We start from the raw sequence: 20,242 nt of genomic DNA, 5'->3' as shown, positions 1-20,242 counted from the left end.
ATATGGTGCGCCCGAGAGGATTCGAACCTCTGACCACCTGGTTCGTAGCCAGGTACTCTATCCAGCTGAGCTACGGGCGCAAATGGCGGAGAAGGGGGGATTCGAACCCCCGATGCGGGTATAAGCCGCATACTCCCTTAGCAGGGGAGCGCCTTCAGCCTCTCGGCCACCTCTCCGTTTGCGGGGCTGATAATACTTCACAGGGATTTTTAGTCAAACACTTTTTTGGAGAAAAAAGCGCGTTCGCTCAGCATTTGGTCAAAGCGTGGAATATTCAAGCAATATCGACACTTATCCCGCTCTTTTGCTCCCTGCAGCACGATTTTCAGCACCCCGGAAAAACAAAAGGCGACACATGAGGTGTCGCCTTGTCACAGCCATTAACGCCGCTTAGAAGCCGGATTGGCCCGGAACTTTCTCGGCCTGGATGCGCTGGTAGATCTCTTCGCGGTGTACGGAGACCTCTTTCGGTGCGTTCACACCGATACGAACCTGATTGCCTTTCACGCCCAGTACGGTGACAGTCACTTCGTCACCAATCATCAGGGTTTCCCCTACACGACGAGTCAAAATAAGCATTCGCTTGCTCCTGTATCCTGTTTTGTATTTATATCGATATGCGACATTATCTTACAAAGATACCGATATGGTAAATGGTTGAAACTAAATCAATCAGGGATTGTTTCCCAAGGGCTGCTCATGAGGCTCCTGATCCAGCCCAAAAGCGGAGTGCAAGGCACGCACTGCCAGCTCCAGGTACTTCTCGTCAATCACCACGGATATCTTGATTTCAGAGGTGGAAATCAACTGCATGTTGATCCCCTCCTCGCCCAATACCTTGAACATGGTGCGGGCGACGCCAGGATGGTTCCACATCCCGACTCCGACGATGGAAACCTTGGCGATCTCACCGTTGCCCTGCACGCAGGCGGCCCCCAGCTCGCTGGCGGTCTCCTCCAGCAGGGCGCGCGCCCGGCGATAGTCATCGCGATTCACCGTGAAGGTGAAGTCGGCGGTCCCATCGCCCAGCGTGTTCTGCACTATCATGTCGACATCAATGTTGGCGTCGCTGATCGGATTCAGGATCTGCGCGGCCACGGTGGGCCTGTCCGGCACACCCAGAATGGTCAGGCTCGCCTCGTTGCGATTGAACGCTATCCCGGATACCAGGGGAGCTTCCATCCTCTCACCTCCATATGTGATTAAGGTTCCCTCTCCATCGACAAAGCTCGACAGCACCCGCAGCGGTACGCGGTACTTGCCCGCGAACTCCACCGAACGGATCTGCAGCACCTTGGCGCCGAGGCTGGCCATCTCCAGCATCTCCTCGAAGGTGATGGTATCGAGACGGCGCGCCTTGGGCTCGATGCGCGGATCAGTGGTATAGACCCCATCCACATCGGTAAAGATCTGGCATTCATCAGCCTTGATGGCCGCCGCCACGGCCACCGCCGTGGTATCAGAGCCACCGCGGCCCAGCGTCGTGATGGCATTGTGCTCGTCACGGCCCTGGAAACCGGCGATCACCACCACCTTGCCCGCGCCCAGTTCAGCCTGAACCTGCTCGGTGTCGATGTGGGTGATACGCGCCTTGCCATAAGCGGAATCGGTATGAATGCGAACCTGATCGCCGGTCATTGAGACCGCAGGACAACCGCGTTTGTTCAACGCGATCGCCAGCAGCGCTATGGTGACCTGTTCACCGGTGGAGACCAGCACATCCATCTCGCGCCGGTTGGCATCAGGATCCAGCTGCTGGGCCATGCCCAGCAACCGGTTGGTTTCGCCCGACATGGCGGAGACAACCACCACCACGTCATGTCCCTGAGCGCGGGTCTGCTCGACCCGCTCAGCTACCGCCTCGATCCGCTCCAGCGTGCCGACCGAGGTGCCGCCGTACTTCTGTACATAGAGTGCCACAGATCACCTCGCCCGATTACAGGCGCTCTTCCAGCCAGGAGTGTACGGATTGCAGGGCTGCCGGCACTGCCTCGGGCTGGGTACCACCCGCCTGGGCCATGTCGGGACGACCGCCGCCCTTGCCGCCCACCTGCTGGGCGACCAGATTGACCAGCTCACCGGCCTTGACCTTGCCGGTCAGGTCGTTGGTGACGCCCGCGATCAGGTTGACCTTGCCCTCGCCACTGGTGGCCAGCAACACGACACCGGACTTCATCTGGTTCTTCAGCTCGTCCAGCATGCCGCGCAGGGATTTCGGATCGGCCCCTTCCAGCGCTGCAACCAGCACCTTCTGACCCTTGATCTCGATCACCTGACCCAGCAGGTCGTTACCGGCCTGAGCGGCCAGCTTGGCCTTGAGCTGCTCCAGCTCGCGTTCCATCATCTTGGCCTTGTCCAGTACCTGACGTACCTTGTCGGCGATGCAGAACTGGTCACCTTTCACCAGTGCGGCAGCTTCTTCGATCTGCTCGCCGACCTGATGCATGAAGTCGATGGCGGCCTTGCCGGTCACCGCTTCGATACGGCGCACACCGGCGGCGATGCCGCTCTCGGCGATGATCTTGAAGAAGCCGATGTCACCGGTGCGCTTGGCGTGGGTACCGCCGCACAGCTCGGTGGAGTAGTCGCCCATGCGCACCACGCGCACGTCGTCTTCGTATTTCTCGCCAAACAGCGCCATGGCGCCAGCGGACTTGGCGGCTTCCAGGTCCATCAGCTGGGTAGTGATTTCGTGGTTGGCGCGGATCTGGTTGTTGACCAGCTCCTCGACCCGGCGAATGGTCGCCATGGTCATCCCCTCGAAGTGGGAGAAGTCAAAGCGCATGCGCTCGGCGCCCACCAGAGAACCTTTCTGGGTCACGTGCTCACCCAGCGCCTGACGCAGGGCAGCGTGCAGCAGGTGGGTCACGGAGTGGTTCAGGGCGATGGCCTGGCGACGCTCGCCATCGACCACGGCTTCGACCACGGCCCCTTTCTCCAAGGTGCCCAGCTCCATGTAGCCCTTGTGGATGATCGCCTTGCCCGCTTTGACGGTATCGGTCACGGCAAAGATGCCGTCATCCACTTTCAGGGTGCCGCTGTCGCCGATCTGGCCGCCGGACTCGGCGTAGAAGGGGGTCTGCTCCAGCACAATGACCGCTTCGTCACCAGCGATAAGACCGCTTACCTCGTCCACGCCCTTGTAGATGCCGACCACACGGGTGCGCTCGGTCAGGGTCTTGTAACCGGTGAAAGGGGTCTCGAAGTCGAGCTTGAGCATCTCGTTGTAGTTCACGCCGAAGCTGGAAGCCTCTTTGGCACGAGCACGCTGCTTCTCCATCTCGGCCTTGAAGCCCTCTTCGTCGATGCCGATCTCGCGCTCGCGCACCACGTCGGCAGTCAGGTCGGCCGGGAAGCCGTAAGTGTCATACAGCTTGAATACCACCTCGCCCGGAATGACCTTGGCATCGCCGAGATTGGCCAGCACGTCTTCCAGCAGCAGCAGGCCTCTGTCCAGAGTCCGGACGAACTGCTCCTCTTCGATGCGCAGCACGCGCTCGACCAGCGGCAGCTGGGCGATCAGCTCGGCGGCGACATCCTTCATCTGTGCGGCCAGCTCGGCAGCCAGTTTGTAGAAGAACACCTCGGTGGCACCCAGCTTGCGACCGTGACGCACGGCGCGGCGAATGATGCGACGCAGCACGTAGCCGCGACCTTCGTTGGACGGCATCACGCCATCTGCCACCAGGAAGGCGCAGGAACGGATGTGGTCCGCGATGACGCGCAGGGACTGGTTGCTCAGATCGGTGGTGCCAACGATCTCGGCCGCTTTCTTGATCAGTGCCTGGAAGATGTCGATTTCATAGTTGGAGTGCACACCCTGCATGATGGCGGAGATACGCTCCAGACCCATGCCGGTATCCACGGACGGACGGGGCAACGGCTCCATGATGCCGTCAGCCTGACGGTTGAACTGCATGAACACCACGTTCCAGATCTCGATGAAACGGTCGCCATCTTCTTCCGGTGAGCCGGGACGGCCACCCCAGATGTGATCGCCGTGATCGTAGAAGATCTCGGTGCAGGGACCGCACGGACCGGTATCGCCCATGGCCCAGAAGTTGTCGGAGGCGTACGGTGCCCCTTTGTTGTCACCGATGCGCACGATGCGATCGGCCGGCACACCGACCTCTTTTTCCCAGATGTCGAAAGCTTCATCGTCAGTCGCGTAGACGGTCACCAGCAGGCGCTCTTTTGGCAGTTGCAGCACCTCGGTCAGGAAGCCCCATGCAAACTTGATGGCATCCTGCTTGAAGTAGTCGCCGAAGCTGAAGTTGCCCAGCATTTCGAAGAAGGTGTGGTGACGAGCGGTATAGCCGACGTTTTCCAGATCGTTGTGCTTACCACCGGCACGCACGCAACGCTGGGAAGTCGTCGCGCGATTGTAGGCACGCTTGTCTGCGCCAAGGAACACGTCCTTGAACTGGTTCATACCCGCGTTGGTAAACAACAGGGTCGGGTCGTTATGCGGTACCAGCGAGCTGGAGGAGACAACCTGGTGCCCCTGGGAACGGAAATACTCGAGAAACGCGGCGCGAATCTCTGACGTGGACATATACATGGAAAATCCTGCTTGATTCGAATACGGACTTTTAACCGCATTAATGTAAGTTTTCTGCGGGGTAAAGTAAAACGGACAGGGCCGCCACGGGTGAAAAAGCGCGCATAAATGGGGGCTGGGAGAAAAGGGAGACAAACCGGGGCGTTTTCAGCCATGTTTTGGGCCGATGGCAGCGGAAAATCGGCCTGCCGCCGAGGAGCCTTCCACCGCCTCCGCCACCAGGATGCAAGTTGTTGAATCCACAGACGCCAGCGGCAAAGGGCATGCCACCATGTCCATGGCAGCGACGGGAAAGACGATACGGACAACCCAAGCAACAGGCATCATGCGAGATGCAGAACTGCGCCATGACAATCTTGGCTGCTGGGGCTAGCAAGTACGCCACCATCCCCCCCCTGCAGGTCATCAACAGGCTGCGATGGCTTGCAGGAAAGCAGAAACGGAGTGCTTACACTTACAGCTCGCGCTCCTGCAAGGCGCTCAACGCATAGCGTCCCTGTTCCTGAGTAAAGCCGCGTCCCAGAAGATATTTGAGCCACTTCATCCGCAGCTTGAAATCGGCAAGGTCAGCCACGTTGGCTCGCCGCGCCAAAAGATCCAAGGCCAGTTCAAACCAGTCCAGCTCCGGCTGCTCGAAGGCGGCATCAATCTGGTTGTCATCCAGCCCCTTGCGGCGCAGCTCGAAACGGATCTTGATGGGACCGTGCCCCTTGGCCGCCCCGGCTCTTACCGCCATGGCGCCATAGCGCTCGTCGTTGACCCAGTTGTAACCCCGGCAATAATCGACGACAGCCTCGATCACCTCTTCCTGATAGCCCTGCTGGCGCAGCCGTCTGGCCAGTTCGGACTCGGCGCTTTCGCGGCGAGCAAGACTGCGCATGGCAAAGGCGCGGGCCGCCGCCAGTTGCTCTTCAAAGGTAAGTTCGACCGGTTTGTCAGCAGATTCATCAACCATAAATAACAAGGCCGGGTATCTACCCGGCCTTCCTTTGTTTCTTATTCGAACTCTTGTTCGCTTTCGGCATCGAACTCTTCTGCCTCAACCGGTGCAGCCTTGTCATCGACAGGTACGGCACCGGAGAGCAGCAGCTCGCGCAGACGGGCTTCCACTTCGCCAGCCATCGCCTTGTTCTCGGCGAACAGCTTCATGACGTTGGCCTTGCCCTGACCAATCTTCTCACCGTTGTAGCTGTACCAGGCACCGGCCTTGTCGATCAGCTTGTGCTTGACGCCCAGATCCACCAGCTCGCCCTCTTTGGAGATGCCGGCGCCATAGAAAATCTGGAACTCGGCCTGCTTGAAGGGCGGGGCCACCTTGTTCTTGACCACCTTGACACGGGTCTCGTTACCGACCACTTCGTCACCTTCCTTGATGGCGCCGATGCGACGGATATCCAGACGAACGGAGGCGTAGAACTTGAGCGCGTTACCACCCGTGGTGGTCTCCGGGCTACCAAACATGACGCCGATCTTCATCCGGATCTGGTTGATGAAGATGCACAGGCAGTTGGCGTTCTTGATGTTGGCGGTCAGTTTGCGGAGCGCCTGGGACATCAGACGGGCCTGCAGGCCGACGTGGGAATCACCCATCTCGCCTTCGATTTCCGCTTTCGGGGTCAGGGCCGCCACGGAGTCGACGATGATGACGTCAACGGCGTTGGAGCGCACCAGCATGTCGCAGATTTCCAGCGCCTGTTCACCGGTATCCGGCTGGGAGATCAGCAGGTCATCGACGTTGACGCCCAGCTTGGCGGCATAGATGGGGTCGAGTGCGTGCTCCGCATCGACGAAGGCACAGGTCTTGCCCTTCTTCTGCGCTTCGGCGATCACCTGCAGGGTCAGCGTGGTTTTACCGGAAGATTCCGGGCCATAGATCTCGACGATACGACCGCACGGCAGGCCACCGATACCCAGCGCCACGTCCAGGGAGAGGGAGCCGGTGGAGATGGCTTCGATATCCATGGTCTTGCTGTCGCCCAGACGCATGATGGAGCCTTTGCCAAACTGCTTTTCGATCTGACCCAGCGCAGCCGCCAGTGCCTTCTGTTTGTTCTGATCCATGCCAATCTCCGCTGGAAATCGTGAGTAAAAATGAAGTTGGGCTAAGTATACTGTCTATTCATACAGTATCAAGCCCAATTTATCTGAGCAGGGCCAACAGACCCGACAAGGCCTGTCTCACCGCCTGCTGACGCACCTGCCGGCGATCCCCGTCGAAACGGGCCAGCAGGGAGTGATGACGGCCGGAGCGGTCCGCCCAGGCGAACCAGACGGTGCCGACCGGTTTGCCCGGTGTCGCGCCGCCAGGGCCGGCGATGCCGCTGATGGCAACACTGATGGCGGCAGAGGAGTGGGCCAGCGCACCACGGGCCATCTCCAGCACCACCGCTTCGCTCACCGCACCGTGCAGCTCAAGGCTCTCGCCGCTCACCCCCAGCATCTGCTGCTTGGCTTCGTTGGTGTAGGTGACAAAACCGCGGTCGAACCAGCCTGAGCTGCCCGCGATGTCGGTGATGGCCGTCGCCACCCCGCCACCGGTGCAGGATTCAGCGGTCGCCGCCAGCCAACCACGCTGACCGAGGGCCTTACCCAGCTCGATGGCAAGGTGCTCTATCTCTGCATCCAGTTTCATCACGGCTCCTGCTGATTCGTTCAAGAGGCACATTATGCGATCCCGTCACTGCCGCCCGCAACCACTGGGCAGACCCCCACCGACATCGATGTGCAGCACCAAGACCCGCTCAGCCAGAGACAACCCCGGAACCCGACCTCCCCCGCCGCCCTGCTTATGTGTAGAATGGCGCCATCAAGTTCAAGGCTCATCACCGCAGACACTGGCCCGCAGAGGCCCCTTCTGGAATCGCACATGACCGCACAACACCAAGCTACTGGCACCGCGCCTGGCGCCAATCTCAGCGCCCACACGCCCATGATGCAGCAGTATCTGACCCTCAAGGCCGAGAACCCGGAGATCCTGCTGTTCTACCGGATGGGCGACTTCTACGAGCTGTTCTATGACGATGCCCGCAAAGCCTCCCAGCTGCTCGACATCTCCCTGACCAAGCGCGGCCAGTCGGCCGGCAGCCCTATCCCGATGGCGGGCGTACCCTATCACGCCATCGAGGGCTATCTGGCCAAGCTGGTGCAGCTCGGCGAGTCTGCCGCCATCTGCGAACAGGTGGGAGATCCCGCCACCAGCAAGGGACCGGTGGAGCGCAAGGTCATTCGCATCATCACCCCGGGCACCGTCTCCGACGAGGCGCTGCTCAGCGAGCGACAGGACAACCTGATCGCAGCCGTCTACCACGATGGCCGCCGCTTCGGCTACGGCACCATGGACATCGGCTCCGGCCGCTTCTTCATCAACCAGTTCGAGAAAGAAGAGACCCTGCTGGCGGAACTGCAGCGTACCAATCCGGCCGAGCTGCTCTATCCCGAATCCTTCGCCTTCCTGCATCACGTTGAAGGTCGCCGCGGTCTGCGCCGCCGCCCGGAGTGGGAGTTTGAGCTCGGTACCGCCCGCAAGCTGCTCTGCCAGCAGTTCGGCACCCAGGATCTGGTGGGCTTTGGCGTCGAGCAGAGCGAGACCGCCCTGTGCGCCGCCGGTTGCCTGATGCAATACGTGAAAGACACCCAGCGCACCGCCCTGCCCCACATTCGCAGCGTGCGCCTCGAGCAGCCTGACCATGCGGTCATCATGGATGCCGCCACCCGCCGCAATCTGGAGCTGACCCAGAATCTGGCCGGCGGCCACGACAATACCCTCTCCGCCGTGCTGGACTGCACCGCCACCCCCATGGGCAGCCGCTTGCTCAAACGCTGGATCCACCAGCCGATCCGCGACCGGGTGATCCTCAAAGGTCGCCAGAGCACCATCAAGGAGCTCATCGAGCAGAACCTCTATGACGAGCTGGGCGGTCTGTTGCGTCAGGTCGGCGACGTGGAGCGGGTGCTGGCGCGCCTGGCACTGCGCTCGGCCCGCCCGCGCGATCTCACTCGCCTGCGGCAGGCCTTCGCCCAGTTGCCTGAGCTACAGCGCCTGCTGGCGGAGAGCGAGCACGAGGCGGTACAGCAACTGCGCGAACGCACCAGCACCTTCCCCGAGCTGCTCGACCTGCTGGAGTGCGCCGTGATGGAGGTGCCGCCGGTGCTGATCCGCGATGGCGGCGTCATCCGCGACGGCTTCAACCAGGAGCTGGACGAGCTGCGGGATCTGGCCAACGGCGCCACCGCCAGCCTGGCCCGCATCGAGGAGCGCGAGCGGCTGCTGACCGGCATCAACACCCTCAAGGTGGGCTACAACAAGGTGCACGGCTTCTACATCGAGGTGAGCCGCGCCAACAGCCACCTGGTGCCGGCCCACTACATCCGCCGCCAGACCCTCAAGAACAACGAACGCTACATCATCGACGAGCTGAAGAAGTACGAGGACAAGGTACTCACCGCCCAGGCCCAGGCGCTGGCGCTGGAGAAGCGTCTCTACGAAGAGCTGCTCGATGCCCTGCTGCCCCACCTCGGCGATCTGCAGGAGTCCGCCGCCGCACTGGCGGAGCTGGACGTGCTGGCCAACCTGGCGGAACGGGCCGAGACCCTGGACTACCGCTGCCCGACGCTCATCGACGAGGATCAGATCCTGATCGAGGCGGGCCGCCATCCGGTGGTGGAGCAGGTGATGACCGATCCCTTCATCGCCAACCCGATCCGGCTCGAGCGAGAGCGGCGGATGCTGATCATCACCGGCCCCAACATGGGCGGTAAATCCACCTACATGCGCCAGACCGCGCTGATCGTACTGCTGGCCCATATCGGTGCCTTCGTGCCGGCCGACAGCGCCCGCATCGGCCCCATCGACCGCATCTTCACCCGTATCGGGGCGTCGGACGATCTCGCCTCCGGCCGTTCCACCTTTATGGTGGAGATGACCGAGACCGCCAACATCCTCAACAACGCCACCGCCCGCAGCCTGGTGCTGATGGACGAGATAGGTCGCGGCACCAGCACCTACGATGGCCTCTCGCTGGCGTGGGCCTGCGCCGAGCAGCTGGCGAGCAAGATCGGCGCCTACACCCTGTTCGCCACCCACTACTTCGAGCTGACCCGCCTGCCGGAGCTGATGGACGGGCTGGCCAACGTCCACCTCGATGCGGTGGAGCACGGCGACACCATCGCCTTTATGCACGCGGTGCAGGAAGGGGCGGCCAGCCGCTCCTACGGTCTGCAAGTGGCGGCACTGGCAGGGGTACCGAAATCGGTGATCCAGCAGGCCCGCCACAAACTGCATGAGCTGGAGAGTGCCACCCCGGTCGCAGCCGGTGAAAGCCGTCCGGCCCCGGTGGCCATGGCACCCCAGAGCCATCCGGTAGTCGATGAGCTGGAAGTGGTGCGCCCGGACGAGCTCACCCCGCGGCAGGCGCTGGATCTGCTCTATCGCCTCAAACAGATGCTGTGACCAGCGACAGCTGATCAGCCATGAAAAAGGGAACCGCGAGGTTCCCCTTTTGTTTGGCTGCTTGATAGCAGCCTCAACAGGATGAAGCCAGGTCAAGCCGGCCCGATCCGCTCCAGCAGGCTCATGTGGGTTGAACCGTCGTGGCGCTTGAGCTTTTGCCGGTATTCGAACTGGTGCTGGCTCTCCTGCTTGAGCCCCAGCATCAGCGAGTAGCACATGGCCAGCATGATCACCGAGAAGGGCAGCGCCGCTATGATGCTGGCGGCCTGCAAGGCGGCCAGCCCGCCGGAGACCAGCAGGATGGCGGCCACCAGCCCCTGACCCAGCCCCCAGATGGCGCGGTGCAGCACGGGGGGATCCTGATCGCCGATGGAGAGCAGGGTCGTGATCACCAGAGTGCCCGAGTCGCTGGAGGTGATGAAGTAGGTACAAATCAGCAGGGTCAGCACGCCCTTGGCGATCCAGCCGAAGGTCTCCCAGTGCAGCAGTTCCACCGTCTGGTAGAGCGCCAGGGTCACATCCTTATTGACCGCGGCCACCACGCCGCCACCGCCGAACAGCTCCAGATTCATGGCGGTACCGCCGAACACGGTGAGCCAGAACATGCCGAGCAGCGAGGGCACCAGCAGCACGCCGAGCACGAATTCGCGGATGGTACGCCCCTTGGAGATGCGGGCGATGAACATGCCGACAAACGGCGCCCACGCAATCCACCAGCCCCAGTAGAAGGCGGTCCAGCTCGACTGCCAGGCCGAGGTGCCGTTGGCCTCGGTGTTGGTCCAGAAGCTCAGCTTGACGATGTTTTGCAGGTAATCACCGATGTTCTGTACATAGGCGTTGAGGATGTAGGTGGTCGGCCCCAGCACCAGAAAGAGGCCCAGCACAAACACGCTCAGCCAGATATTGAGCTCGGAGAGCAGCTTGACCCCCCGCCCGACCCCGGAGACCGCCGACAAGGTGGCGATCAGGCTGATGCCGCCGATGAGCCAGAGCTGGTTCGCTTGCGATACTTCCATGCCGAACATCTGGTTGAGACCTGTGTTCATCTGGGAGACCCCCAGGCCAAGGGAGGTGGCCACCCCGAACACGGTACCGAACACCGCCAGCACGTCGGCGGCATGGCCCCAGAAGCCGTAGATGCGATCGCCGAGCAGCGGATAGAGCACGGAGCGGATGGCCAGCGGCAGCTTGCGCCGATAGCTGAAGAAGGCGAGCGACAGGCCGACGATCACATAGATGGCCCAGGGGTGCAGGCCCCAGTGGAAGAAGGTGAGGCGCATGGCGATCTGGGCCGCCTCAGGGGTCATCCCTTCGGCGATGAAGGGGTTGCCCTGCAGATGGTTCATCGGCTCGGCGATGCTCCAGAACACCAGGCCTATACCCATGCCGGCGCTGAACAGCATGGCAAACCAGGCGAAGTAGCCGAACTCCGGTACCTGGTCGTCGTCACCCAGCCGGATGCTGCCAAAGCGGCTGAACATCAGGTAGACAGCGAAGAACAGGAACAGGGCGACCACCAGAATGTAGTACCACTTGAACCCGGCAATGATCTGATCCTTGGCGCCGACAAACCAGCTGGCGGCCGTTTCGGGGACGAACACCCCGAACAGCAGGAACAGGGTGATGACGGTGAGCGCCGTCATGGCCATGGTCGGATTGAGGCCTTTGAATAGCCCTTTGCTTGCTCTCATCTGGCCTCCTTAGTCGTTGTTGAAAAAGTCTTCACCCACATGATCGCCGGCACCACCGATGGCGCGGTAGACCAGCTTGCCGGCCGTCTGCACCCGGTGGTCCACCAGGCTGACCGAAGGCTGGCCATTCACCGCATGACGCTTGCCGAGGAAGATGGCCATGGGCACGCCCAGGTTGGAAATGCCGCTGGTGATCCAGAGCCGGTTGAAGTCGTAGGAGCCACCGATGAACTCCAGCTGGGCCAGCCCGGTATCAAGCCCGGTCAGATAGAAGTTCATCGCACTCTCGTCCGGGAAGAGGTGCACCAGCACATAGGCGTAACGCAATTCATTCACCAACTCCTTTAGGTTGAAAGAACCAGTTTGACTACAGGAGAGGGGCAGCTCACCATCGTAGTGGTGCACCTTGAGGTTGTTGGGGTCTTCGTCATAGGCAGGCTGGTAACGCACGAAAGCCGAGGTGTCAGGCAGTTCATAACGCACTCTGACCACCCGAAGGTCGGCCGCCAGCGACTTGATGTCCAGTTCGTCACTCATCATCTTGCTCCTCAAAGGTCGGGTCAAAATTCGGAAAATGCCCGCTAACCTAACACAAAAATAGTTAGAGCAGAAATCATTACAGTAAAAACCATATTGACCTTGTGACGAATTAGGCGGAGAATTTTGCGCCTCTCAACAGCCCCTCGACGATTCGTTCCCCATGGAAAAACATGATGAAGTGCTGGTCGCTCTGCGCCAGATAATTCGTGCCATCGACATGCACTCCAAGCGCTTGATCAAGGAGGCCGGCCTGACCTCGCCCCAGCTCTTGCTGCTCAAGGGGATCGACGAGCTGGGCCAGATCTCCATGCGCCAGCTGGCGGAACACACCAACATGAGCCAGGCCACCGCCACCACCATCATGGACCGCCTCGAGAGCCGCCAGCTGGTGCAGCGCATCCGCAGTGAAACCGACAAGCGCAAGGTGCATGCGACGCTGACTGATGCAGGCCGCGCCCTGCTGGCCCAGGCGCCCACCCCGCTGCAGGAGCGCTTCATCCAGCGCTTTCAGGCACTTGAGGTCTGGGAGCAGACCCTGTTGCTCTCTTCCCTGCAGCGCATCTCGGCCATGATGAATGCCGACGAGATAGACGCGGCCCCGGTGCTGAGCGTCCGGCCCCTCACCGAAGAGCGGGCATAAAAAAAGCTCCCGAACGGGAGCTTTTTTTATGGGCCGGGAAGAGTGCGCTCACTCTTCCAGACTGATGCCGATATTGGAGACACCATCCTGGGCGGCAAAGGCCTTGATGGCCAGAATACGGTCGCTGTCGCGCTCATGGGCAACCCGCTTGAGCAACTCGACCTGGAACTCCAGCTCGGCTTCCATGTATTCGTGCTCGTAGAGCTCCTCGTCGGTGAGGTCGCGCTCTTCCAGCATCTCGATGAAACCGGCCACGGTACCGACCGACGCATGGCTGGCATCGTTGGCCTCTTCACCCACCCGGCAGATCACCGAGTTGTAGGCACAGCCCAGCGCCACGCAGGCATCCAGCGCCGGATAGGCACCGTAGGACTCGAATTTGCCAGGCTCGGGAATATAGACTTCAAACGCCTCCAGGATCGCCCCCAGATTGACGCGGGACCCCTTCACCGTCAGGTAATTCCACATCTGATCCAGGGCGTGGCGAAATGCCTTCGCATCCCCGAAGCCGGAGGCCTGGGAAAACAGCGCATAGTTGGGGTACATGCGCTCTGCCAGCGCCAGGGTGTAGACGGTCTGTTGCCAAGGCTGTAGCTCGGCCAGTCGCTTATAAAACTTGTCACCAAACACTGGAGTCGGATCCTTTGCAAAATGTGGGGCAGATTGTAGCCCACGAGGGGCCGCGCGAAAACGAAAAAGCGGCCTGGTCGGCTATGTTGGCCGGTCAACTCGGGTAAGATGAGGACAGAGCGGCCTCTCTCCCGCGCCGCAAATCTGATAAGGAACAAGAGTATGAGTCAACGTACCCTTCTTTTGCTCAGCCAGGACAATGCTCACTATGAGCGCCTGCTCAAGGCGGCCCACCTCCCCCATTTGCGCATTCTGCGGGCCGACAACCAGGGCGAGGCCGAGAAATTGATCGGCGAAGCCCATATTCTGATGGCTGAACCGGCGCGGGCCAAACCGCTGCTGGCCAAGGCCGGCAAGCTCAGCTGGCTGCAGTCCACCTACGCTGGAGTCGACGTGCTGCTTGATGCCAGCTGCCGCCGCGACTATCAGCTCACCAACGTGCGCGGCATCTTCGGCCCGCTGATGAGTGAATACGTGTTCGGCCATCTGCTCAGCCTGATGCGCCAGCTGCCGCTTTATCGGGAGCAGCAGAAGCAGCGGCTGTGGCAAAGCCACCCCTATCACGGCCTCAAGGGACGCACCTTGCTCATCTTGGGCACCGGCAGCATAGGCCAGCACATTGCCCACACCGGCAAGCATTTTGGCATGAAGGTGCTTGGCATCAGCCGCAGCGGCCGCGAGCGGGCCGGCTTCGATCAGGTGTATCAGCTGCCGGCCCTCAACAAGGTGCTGGCGCAGGCCGACGTCATCGTCAGCGTCCTGCCCGCCACCCGCGAGACGCATCACCTCTTCACTGCTCCCCGTTTCGAACACTGCAAACCGGGCGCCATCCTGTTCAACGTCGGGCGCGGCAACGCCATCCACGAGGGTGATCTGCTCACGGCGCTGCGCACCGGCAAGCTGGGTATGGCGGTGCTGGACGTGTTCGCACAGGAACCGCTGCCCGCCGACAGCCCGCTCTGGGGCCAGCCCAACCTCATCATCACGCCGCACAACAGCGCCTACAGCTTCCCCGAGGATGTGGCCCAGATCTTCGTGCGCAACTACATCCGCTTCATCGACGGCCAGCCGCTGGACGGCAAGATAGACTTCGACAAGGGCTATTGATGGCCACCAGCCAATAAAAAGGCCCCGCCAGAGTGGCGGGGCCTTTTTATTTCGGCGACAGAGGCATCAACCGGCCTCCATCTCCTTGCGATAGCTCTTCACCTTGGCGAGGAACTGGCGCTTCTCCTTGCCGGAGAGCGGTTCAGCCATCGGCAGCTTGACCTTCATGGCATCGACCGGACGGTTGTTGATCCGCACTTCGTAGTGCAGGTGGGCACCGGTGGAACGACCGGTGTTGCCGGAGAGCGCAATCTTGTCACCCATCTTCACCTTCTGGCCCGGCTTGACCAGCAGCTTGCTCAAGTGCAGGTAGCGGGTCATCAGGGTACGACCGTGCTTGATCACCACATAGGTGCCGGCCAGCGGGTGACTGGTCGCCTTCAGCACCACGCCGTCGCCGGTTGCCATCACGGGAGTACCGACCGGCAAGGCAAAGTCGGTACCCTCGTGGGGACGTACCTGGCCGGTGATCGGGTGACGACGGTTCGGGTTGAAGCTGGAGCTGACCCGGTAGCGGCTGTGGGTCGGATAACGGCGGAAGCCGCGCTCCAGGCTGTTGCCCTGGCCATCGTAGTAGTTGCCATCTTCGGACAACCAAGCAGACACGCTCTGGCCCTGGCTGAACACTTCCACCCCCAGCAGCTGGGTATTGCCGGTGCTCTTGCCCTCGACCGTCTCCTGGCGCACCAGCACCTTGAACTTGTCACCCTTTTTCAGATCCTTGGCGAAGTTGAGCCGCCACTGGAACAGGTTGGCAATCTTCTGGATGTGGTTGGCAGGGATCCCCGCATTGCGGGCACTGACGTAAAAACTGCCGTTGATGACCCCGTCATACCCCTTCTTCTGCCACTCCACCTCTTCGTTGAGCATGTTGGCGCTGTAGGTGTCATCGGTGCGCTCCAGGATCAGGGTCTGCTTGATATTCAGACGAATCTTCATCTGCTGCAGTATGTTGTCCTGATCGATCAGCAGCTCGATGGTTTGACCAGGCTTGAGACGTGCCAGATTGTTCTTGGTATCGGCATCCAGCACCTTGTAGAGGGTGGTGGTGGAGAGACCCAGGTTGTTGAAGATGGTGGTCAGGTTTTCGCCGTTTCGTACCCGATAATCCTGCCACTGGGGGGTGGCATCGGTCGGGATGTCATCTTCCGGGGTCGCGGCTTCCACCAGCTCGTGATCCGGGATGTCGTTGAAGTCCGTATTGTCTTCGTTGGTTGCGGTGCCGTTGGTGGCGATCGGCAACTCCAGACGCAATGGCCGCTCCAGGATGTCACCCGGCGCTGGCAATATGGCTACCGCTGACAGCGTCATCGCGGTCAGCAATAGCATGGCGTAAAAGTGTTTGCGGGGAACCGGGGGTTCCCAATTGGCAGCCTGCGCTACCAAGGGACGGAGACGTTTCATCCGCTATCCTGTCATTAGATCTAAGGGTGTTAGTGGTCAGTTTGTTTGTTATGAAACCGTATAAAACTGATTGTTTGACCTAAATACTCACAATTAGTTCATAGCAATCTGCATGAACCTCACATTTTATGCATAACATTCCTTTATGGGCAGAAATGATCGTCTTTTTTAACCATTTTTTTCCTATTTTTAAGAGCCGGGTCCGCTCGCATCAGACCCAAGGTTTCAGCATGTTGCGATAACTTTTCCATGGAGTGGATATGTCGTTAGCGAAACTGTTAAATCGAATCATCCTGATCTTGTTCCTGGCCGGTGCCATCCTGCTGTTCATGCTGGAGGTCACCACGGTACGCCAGTCCATCCTCGATCAGATGTCTGCCAATCTGGAAACCGCCATCACGGCCCTCGGCCTGGTGCTGCAGGGCACCCTGCTCAACGATGACAAGGTACTGGCCGAAACCATCGTCAACGCCATGTTCGACGGCGGTTTCGTCAGCGCGGTCACCCTGCTGGATCCCGATGGCCAGGTGCTGTTTCAGAAGGTCTTCCACACGGCGCAGCAAAACGTGCCGACCTGGCTTCCCTCTGTTATCGACATGCCGCCGGTAAAAATTGAGCAGGAGCTGACCGATGGCTGGCGCATGCTGGGCACCCTCACCCTGGAAGGGCACACGGGTTATGCCTACCAGCACCTGTGGAATGCCATCAGCCGTACCGGTACGGCGCTGCTGGCCGGTCTGCTGGTATTCACCCTGGTGATCTCCTGGGTCTGCAACCGGCTGCTGCGCCCGCTCGAGCAGATCAACCAGCAGTTGGTGAAGATCCGCAAGCGCCAGTTCAGCGGCAATCTGGCCTCCCCCTGGCTGCAGGATCTCAAAGAACTGGTTGCCTCGGTCAACCAGCTGGTGTCCGAACGCAAACGGGATCTGCTGCAACAGCGGCTCAAGATCAGCCAGCTCAGCAAACAGGTCGCCATATCAAATCAGCCGCTGCAAACCTTGGCGGAAGCGGGAGAAGGTCTGCTGCAACAACATTTCTTCTCGACCCAGGGCAGCATTCGCCTCTACAGCCGCCTCATTCCAGAGGTCACCCCCTCGCTGGACAGCTCACCGGACGAGATCCGGCACCTGCTCGATCTCTGGTTGCACCACACGGTCGAAGGACTGCAACTGCCGCTCAGCCTGCTCGGTCACGCTGACTGGACGCAATTTTCTGCCCTGCTGGCCAAGGGCAGAGGCAAGACCCTAGACTGGCGCTGGGATCAGGAACATGTGCCGCCCCTTGCCCAGGAGCGGCTGGCCGCCTTGCAGGAACAGGGCGTGGAGATGGCTTTCAGCACCATCCCGATGACCAACGAAACCTTCAATCAGCTCGACCCCATCAACCCAGTCTTCATCAGCTGCCAGCCAAGCCAGGCCCCGCTCTACTGGAATCTGGTGGCCCAGTGCCTGCACAGCGCGGGCTACACCCTGCTGGCGGAGGCCGGCGACATTCAGGATATCGATACCCTGCGCAACTGGGGCATCGATGGCTACGCCAGCAAGGAGGCATGATGAACAAGACCGGATTGTTGCTCGCTCTGCTGTGCCCACTGCCGGTGCTGGCCGACACTATGACCATCGCCACCGGCGGTGAGCAGGGGATCTATCACCAGATCGCCAAAGAGTTCTGCCGGCTGGCCAACAAGAGCGATGCCGGATTGCAGTGCAAGCTGCAGGCGACCTCGGGCTCCATCGAAAATCTGCGCCAGTTGAAGAGTGGCGAGACCCGCTATGCGCTGGTGCAGTCGGACTGGCTTTACCAGGCCAATCACGGCCTGGGTCCGTATGCCAGTCAGCCGCAACCAGAGCTCAGAGCCATCTTCGCTACCCACGCCGAGCCTTTCACCATAGTGGTGCGGGCCGACGGCGATATCACCAGCCTGGAGCAGCTCAAGCTGGCCCCCATCGACATGGGGCTCAAGAGCTCAGGCACCCGCCAGACGGCGCTCGCCCTGTTCAACGTGCTGGGCACCAAGGAGCAGGATCTCGATCTCAAGAGCGTGGCCAATCTGGCCGAGTCGCTGTGCAGCAAGCAGATCGATGCCTATGGCCTGGTGATGGGCCACCCCAACCGCATCGTGCTGGATACAGCCAAACGCTGCGCCGTGCGTTTTCTGCCGATCGAGGGAGCGACCCGGGATCAGCTGCTCAAGGGGGTGAAATATTACCAGCGCAGCCAGGTGCCTGCGCGCATCTACCCGGGCAACCTCAAGGCGACACCGACCTTTGCCATCGCAGCTACCCTGGTGACCACCGCCAGCACGCCGGAAGCCGATGTGTACCGCCTGACCAAGGCCATGCTGGCCCAGCAAACCAAGTTCAATGAGCAGACCTACGGCTACGCCAACCTGTTCCACCAGGCACGCAATAAGACCGGCCCGGTGCTGAGCATCGACCAGCATCCGGGCGCGGCCAAATATTTCGAGGAGTTGAAAACCGCGGGCAAGCTATAGCTCGCGGCGAGGGGAGCGCAGTTGCTCGCTGGAGAACCGGGTCTTCATCGACGTCCACTGCGCCAACCTGTCGGCACTGCCTGCCAGCGTCCCTTCACGGCGGGACTTCATGATCCAGATGCTTTTGGCATCAAAGCTGTAGACGGGGATAAGGTCGGTTCGCTTGCTGCCGGGCAGGATCCGACTGTTGATGTTGTCGAGTACCATTGGATCTGACTTGGGGGTCGAAAAGTAGAGCGTCACCATGTGGAACTGGTTGTAACGTACCGCCTTGACGTAGGCCAGCCGCAGCTTCTTCTCATCCACCCCCAGCTCCATCAGGGTGTAGTACTTGGAGATGCTGTAATCCTCGCAGTCGCCACCGCGGGCGCCGATAAACTCCAGCGGATTGGCCCAGTAATCCGCTTCTCCCCACAACCTGGGATCATCGCTATAGGTCAGGTTGTTGAAGTAGTTGTTCACCAGCTCGATCTTCTGCTGATCCGTGGTACCGGCCCTGGGCGTGAGCAGACGAGAGAATGCCTCGGCCCGCTGAATGGCACGACCACCATACACTTCCTGCAATTTTGCCCGCAGCTCGGGGCTGGCGATGTATTCGGAGAGGCGGGATGCCTGCACGCTGGCGCAGCATAGCGCCAACGTGCAGGTGGAGACGAGCAGCCATTTCATACAAGACACTCCCTGTCAGATGCTGGAAGTCAGTATAGTTGGCTGTGCTCGTCCCATCGATGAGCACCACGGCTCGGCGGGTCTGTCAGCGGCACTCGGCGAAAGCGTCCGCCAGCTGCTGCATGAACCGGGGATAGCCATCCGGGCCGAGCGGCACCTGTTCACCCACTTCGTCCAGCAGCAGCACCTTAGCACCGGTATTGCGGGCCACCGACTCGATCACCGCCGGCGAAAATTGCGGCTCGGCATAGATGCAGCTCGCCTTTTTCTCTTCCAGCGCCTTGCGGATCTCCACCAGGGTCTTGGCGCCGGGGCGCCGCTCCGGGCTCACGGTAAAGTGGCCCTTGGAGCTCATGCCATAGTGGCGCTCCCAGTAGCCATAGGCCTCGTGAAACACGAAGTAGCCCTTCTGATTCACCGCCTTCATCTGCTCGGCAATTACCTTGTCCTTGGCCTCCACCTTGGCCTTGAACGCCAGCAGGTTGGCGCGATAACGCTCGGCGTTGGCCGGATCCTGAGCGCTCAGGGTTTCGCTCAGGGCATTGGCGATGACCAGCGCCTGGGTCGGTCCCAGCCAGATGTGGGGGTCGACGCCCTCGTGGTTGTGCCCCTCATGACCGTCGTGGTCATGGCCTTCATGCCCCTCGTCGGCGTGTTCTTCGTGACCGGCCTGCTTGCTGTAATCGAACAGCGGCATCCCTTCGACCCGGGTCAGGGTCAACACATGGGGATGCTTGGCCAGCGGCTTGGCCATGAAGCCTTCCAGCTCGGGGCCGACCCAGACCACCAGGTCGGCCTCATTGATGCTGCGAATATCGGAGGGACGCAGGGAGAAATCATGGGGCGAGGCGCCGGTCGGCAGTAGCACCTTGGGCTCGCTCACGCCATCGGTGATGGCGGCCGCGATGAAACCCAGCGGCTTGATGGTGGTCAGTACCTCGAGGGCACGGACAGGCAGACTCACCGCCAGCAGGGCAGTGATCAGGGCAAGAATTCGCATAGAGATCTCGTCAGGAAGTGTGTGTGTGATAATATAACAAACCAACGTTATTGTTAT

17 protein-coding genes and 2 tRNA genes are annotated in these 20,242 nt (G+C 60.7%); 5 read left to right on the top strand and 14 right to left on the bottom strand.

Features of this window, described 5'->3' with window-relative positions; all coding sequences use genetic code 11:
- Positions 1-3 precede the first annotated feature (3 nt).
- From OKC44_RS15105 to OKC44_RS15070, 8 genes are all read right to left on the bottom strand, one after another.
- A tRNA-Arg gene (locus OKC44_RS15105) sits at positions 4-80 on the bottom strand.
- A 3-nt stretch (positions 81-83) separates the two neighbouring features.
- A tRNA-Ser gene (locus OKC44_RS15100) sits at positions 84-176 on the bottom strand.
- A gap of 214 nt (positions 177-390) precedes the next feature.
- Positions 391-579: a carbon storage regulator CsrA gene (gene csrA, locus OKC44_RS15095; protein WP_005305164.1), complete on the bottom strand. Its 189-nt coding sequence runs from the start codon at positions 577-579 to the stop codon at positions 391-393.
- A gap of 93 nt (positions 580-672) precedes the next feature.
- On the bottom strand, positions 673-1,920 hold the full coding sequence (locus OKC44_RS15090) for an aspartate kinase (RefSeq protein ID WP_011707428.1): 1,248 nt from the start codon (positions 1,918-1,920) through the stop codon (positions 673-675).
- A gap of 16 nt (positions 1,921-1,936) precedes the next feature.
- Positions 1,937-4,561: an alanine--tRNA ligase gene (alaS, locus tag OKC44_RS15085; RefSeq protein WP_270813756.1), complete on the bottom strand. Its 2,625-nt coding sequence runs from the start codon at positions 4,559-4,561 to the stop codon at positions 1,937-1,939.
- Positions 4,562-5,015: 454 nt separating this feature from the next.
- Positions 5,016-5,516, bottom strand: coding sequence for a regulatory protein RecX (locus OKC44_RS15080; RefSeq protein ID WP_029304798.1), 501 nt, complete (start codon positions 5,514-5,516; stop codon positions 5,016-5,018).
- 41 nt (positions 5,517-5,557) lie between these two features.
- The gene (recA, locus tag OKC44_RS15075; RefSeq protein ID WP_011707431.1) at positions 5,558-6,622 is read right to left on the bottom strand and encodes a recombinase RecA; all 1,065 of its coding nucleotides are present in this window, start codon (positions 6,620-6,622) and stop codon (positions 5,558-5,560) included.
- 79 nt (positions 6,623-6,701) lie between these two features.
- Positions 6,702-7,193 carry a CinA family protein gene (locus OKC44_RS15070; protein ID WP_252451227.1) on the bottom strand — a complete coding sequence of 164 codons (492 nt, stop codon included), beginning with the start codon at positions 7,191-7,193 and terminating at the stop codon, positions 6,702-6,704.
- A gap of 234 nt (positions 7,194-7,427) precedes the next feature.
- Here OKC44_RS15070 and mutS point away from each other — a divergent pair, with 234 nt between their 5' ends.
- The gene (mutS, locus tag OKC44_RS15065; protein WP_270813751.1) at positions 7,428-10,010 is read left to right on the top strand and encodes a DNA mismatch repair protein MutS; all 2,583 of its coding nucleotides are present in this window, start codon (positions 7,428-7,430) and stop codon (positions 10,008-10,010) included.
- A gap of 92 nt (positions 10,011-10,102) precedes the next feature.
- On the opposite strand, the gene OKC44_RS15060 is transcribed toward mutS, so the two are convergent.
- Both OKC44_RS15060 and OKC44_RS15055 read right to left on the bottom strand, forming a co-directional pair.
- Complete coding sequence (locus OKC44_RS15060) at positions 10,103-11,701, bottom strand: BCCT family transporter (protein ID WP_270813749.1); 1,599 nt, start codon at positions 11,699-11,701, stop codon at positions 10,103-10,105.
- A gap of 9 nt (positions 11,702-11,710) precedes the next feature.
- Complete coding sequence (locus OKC44_RS15055) at positions 11,711-12,238, bottom strand: hypothetical protein (protein WP_269384313.1); 528 nt, start codon at positions 12,236-12,238, stop codon at positions 11,711-11,713.
- 163 nt (positions 12,239-12,401) lie between these two features.
- Between OKC44_RS15055 and OKC44_RS15050 the strand changes: the two genes are divergently transcribed.
- Positions 12,402-12,881, top strand: a complete 480-nt coding sequence (locus tag OKC44_RS15050) for a MarR family winged helix-turn-helix transcriptional regulator (RefSeq protein WP_270813744.1) — start codon at positions 12,402-12,404, stop codon at positions 12,879-12,881.
- A 48-nt stretch (positions 12,882-12,929) separates the two neighbouring features.
- Here the strand turns inward: OKC44_RS15050 and OKC44_RS15045 are convergent, their stop codons facing one another.
- Entirely contained in the window at positions 12,930-13,511 is a 582-nt protein-coding gene (locus tag OKC44_RS15045; protein WP_227290656.1) for a YjaG family protein, read from the bottom strand.
- A 162-nt stretch (positions 13,512-13,673) separates the two neighbouring features.
- On the opposite strand from OKC44_RS15045, the gene OKC44_RS15040 reads away from it, so the two are divergent.
- Positions 13,674-14,618, top strand: coding sequence for a D-2-hydroxyacid dehydrogenase (locus OKC44_RS15040; RefSeq protein WP_017411249.1), 945 nt, complete (start codon positions 13,674-13,676; stop codon positions 14,616-14,618).
- Positions 14,619-14,684: 66 nt separating this feature from the next.
- Here the strand turns inward: OKC44_RS15040 and mepM are convergent, their stop codons facing one another.
- Positions 14,685-16,022, bottom strand: a complete 1,338-nt coding sequence (gene mepM / locus OKC44_RS15035) for a murein DD-endopeptidase MepM (protein WP_016352056.1) — start codon at positions 16,020-16,022, stop codon at positions 14,685-14,687.
- 260 nt (positions 16,023-16,282) lie between these two features.
- On the opposite strand from mepM, the gene OKC44_RS15030 reads away from it, so the two are divergent.
- Positions 16,283-17,575 carry a LapD/MoxY N-terminal periplasmic domain-containing protein gene (locus OKC44_RS15030; RefSeq protein ID WP_270813740.1) on the top strand — a complete coding sequence of 431 codons (1,293 nt, stop codon included), beginning with the start codon at positions 16,283-16,285 and terminating at the stop codon, positions 17,573-17,575.
- Positions 17,575-18,516, top strand: coding sequence for a TAXI family TRAP transporter solute-binding subunit (locus tag OKC44_RS15025; protein WP_270813737.1), 942 nt, complete (start codon positions 17,575-17,577; stop codon positions 18,514-18,516). The genes OKC44_RS15030 and OKC44_RS15025 overlap by 1 nt, the downstream gene beginning before the upstream one ends.
- On the opposite strand, the gene OKC44_RS15020 is transcribed toward OKC44_RS15025, so the two are convergent.
- Entirely contained in the window at positions 18,511-19,185 is a 675-nt protein-coding gene (locus tag OKC44_RS15020; RefSeq protein WP_024945607.1) for a transglutaminase-like cysteine peptidase, read from the bottom strand. The genes OKC44_RS15025 and OKC44_RS15020 overlap by 6 nt on opposite strands.
- An 85-nt stretch (positions 19,186-19,270) precedes the next feature.
- On the bottom strand, positions 19,271-20,185 hold the full coding sequence (gene znuA / locus OKC44_RS15015) for a zinc ABC transporter substrate-binding protein ZnuA (RefSeq protein WP_270813733.1): 915 nt from the start codon (positions 20,183-20,185) through the stop codon (positions 19,271-19,273).
- Positions 20,186-20,242: the final 57 nt, after the last annotated feature.

Source organism: Aeromonas sp. S41-2, from assembly GCF_027705845.1.
Lineage (GTDB): Bacteria > Pseudomonadota > Gammaproteobacteria > Enterobacterales > Aeromonadaceae > Aeromonas > Aeromonas hydrophila.
This window is presented reverse-complemented; position numbering and strand designations above follow the sequence as displayed.